The organism is Polaromonas sp. P1_G4 (assembly GCF_056405475.1).
Map to the genome: position 1 here is coordinate 1 of NZ_JBFUCA010000551.1, position 2682 is coordinate 2682.

Here is a 2682-nt window from a genome sequence, read left to right on the forward strand (position 1 = left end):
GGCCAGCCTGCTGGGCCTTATCGTGCTGGGCYTGGCCTGGGAAATGTGGCTGGCGCCCATACGCCCGGGCGGCTCATTACTGGCGCTCAAAGTGCTGCCGCTGTGCATTCCACTGGCCGGCATCATGAAAAACCGCATGTACACCTACCGCTGGGTCAGCCTGCTGGTGTGGCTGTATTTCACCGAAGGCGTGGTGCGGGCCTGGAGCGACCGCGCCCCCGGCAACTACCTGGCCTTCATCGAGGTGCTGCTGTGCCTCACGCTGTTTGCCGCCTGCGCGATGCATGTGCGGGTGCGGCTGAAAAACGCCCCCACTGCTTCCAGCGCCTCAAATCCATCAACCCCTTAACCTGAAGCCGAACATCGTGAGCACACACACCCAACTGATTGAGTCCCTGCGCCAGATCGTCGGCGCACCCAATGTCCTGATTGATGGCGACCTGACGCCCTGGGTACAGGACTGGCGCAGGCGTGAAACCGGCAAGGCCCTGGCCGTGGTGCGTCCTGGCTCCACGCCTGAAGTCGCGGCCGTGGTGAAAGCCTGCGCCGCAGCACGCGTGAGCATCGTGCCGCAAGGCGGCAATACCGGCATGGTGGTAGGGTCGACACCCGACGACACCGGCACGCAGGTCGTGCTCAGCCTGACGCGTATGAACAAGGTGCGCACGCTGGACGCCGGCAACCTGACCATCACGGTCGATGCCGGCTGCGTGTTGCAAAACCTGCAGGAAGCCTGCGAAAAAGCCGGCTTTCTGTTTCCCCTGAGCCTGGCCTCGGAGGGAAGCTGCACCATTGGCGGCAACCTCGGCACCAACGCCGGCGGCACCCAGGTCGTGCGCTACGGCAATACGCGCGACCTCTGCCTGGGGCTGGAAGTCGTGACCGCACAGGGTGAAATCTGGGACGGCCTCTCCGGCCTGCGAAAAGACAACACCGGCTACGACCTGCGCCACCTGTTCATCGGCAGCGAAGGCACGCTGGGCGTGATTACCGGCGCCATCATGAAGCTGTATCCCATGCCGAAATCCCAGCTCACCGCCTTTACGGCCGTGCCGTCGCTTGAGGCTGCCGTACAGCTGCTGGGCCTGGCGCATGAGCACCTGGGCTCCGGCCTGACCGGTTTCGAAGTCATGGGCCAGTTCGCACTGGGCCTGGTGGCCAGGCACTTCCCGCAACAGCGCGTGCCTTTCTGGCAGGAGCACGCCTGGTGCGTGGTTCTGGAGAACTCGGACAACGAATCCGAAGCCCATGCGCGTGAATGCTTCGAGCGACTCCTGGAAGCCGCCATGGAGGCCGGCTGCGTTGCCGACGCCGTGGTCGCCGAGAGCATGGCGCAAGCCCATGCGCTGTGGCACATCCGTGAAAGCATCCCGATGGCGCAGGCCGAAGAGGGCCTGAACATCAAGCACGACATCTCGATCAATGTGTCGCGCATTCCCGAGTTCGTGACTGAAACCAATGCGCTGCTGCTGGAGCGTTTTCCGGGTGCGCGCATGGTCGTCTATGGCCATTTGGGCGACGGCAACCTGCACTACAACGTGCAGGCGCCGGAGAATGAAGACCAGGCGCGTTTCCTGAACGAGCAGGAGACGCCGATGAATGCCCTGGTCTACGAAGCGGTGGACCGCTACCGGGGCTCGATCTCGGCCGAGCACGGCGTCGGCAGCCTCAAGGTCAACACGCTGCCCAAGCACAAATCACCCGTGGCACTGGACATGATGCGCGCCATCAAACAGGGCCTGGACCCTCATAACCTGATGAACCCGGGACGGGTGCTAAAGGCATAATTGAAGTCTTGGCCGCCCGCCGCCATGACGCGCCCCCGGCACCCCCTCTGACCTCTAGCCGACTGGTTTTTAATGACCCGCCCTATCCGCTCCCAATACGAAGATTTCATGCGCCATGTGGACACCCACGGCGCCTTCAAGGCCGACCGCACCGGCACCGGTACGAAAAGCGTCTTTGGCTACCAGATGCGGTTTGACCTCAACGAAGGTTTTCCGCTGGTGACCACGAAGAAGGTCCACCTCAAGTCCATCGTGCATGAGTTGCTGTGGTTTCTGCAGGGCTCGAGCGACAACAACTGGCTAAAGGCGCGCGGCGTCTCCATCTGGGACGAATGGGCGCGTGAAGACGGTGACCTGGGCCCGGTTTATGGCGTGCAATGGCGAAGCTGGCCAACGCCGGATGGCGGCCACATCGATCAGATCAGCGAAGTCATCAAGACGCTGAAGACCAACCCTGATTCGCGCCGCATCATCGTGAGCGCCTGGAACGTGGCCGACCTCTCCAAGATGGCGCTCATGCCCTGCCACGCGTTCTTCCAGTTTTATGTCGCACCTTCTGAAGTGCAAGGCCAGCCGGGCAAGCTCAGCTGCCAGCTCTACCAGCGAAGCGCCGACATCTTCCTGGGCGTGCCCTTCAACATTGCCAGCTATGCCCTCCTCACCCACATGGTGGCGCAGCAATGCGGCCTGGGTGTGGGCGATTTCATCTGGACCGGTGGCGACTGCCACATCTACAGCAACCACCACGAGCAGGTGGCATTGCAACTGAGCCGCAAGCCTTTTGCCTACCCCACGCTGCAGATCAAGCGCAAACCCGAATCGATCTTTGACTACCAGTTTGAAGATTTTGAATTTCTGGACTACCAGCACCATGACGCCATCAAGGCGCCGGTGG

At 62.2% G+C, this 2682-nt stretch carries 3 protein-coding genes; all 3 read left to right on the top strand.

What is annotated here, in order from left to right; all coding sequences use genetic code 11:
- Positions 1 to 7 precede the first annotated feature (7 nt).
- Entirely contained in the window at positions 8 to 349 is a 342-nt protein-coding gene (locus tag AC1D1X_RS20335) for a DUF2069 domain-containing protein (RefSeq protein WP_477699017.1), read from the top strand.
- Between the two features lie 16 nt (positions 350 to 365).
- A complete protein-coding gene (locus AC1D1X_RS20340; protein ID WP_477667920.1) occupies positions 366 to 1787 on the top strand; it encodes an FAD-binding oxidoreductase in 1422 nt (473 codons plus the stop codon).
- 72 nt (positions 1788 to 1859) lie between these two features.
- Positions 1860 to 2682: thymidylate synthase (locus tag AC1D1X_RS20345; protein ID WP_477699016.1), on the top strand; the 823-nt coding region annotated here is incomplete at its 3' end.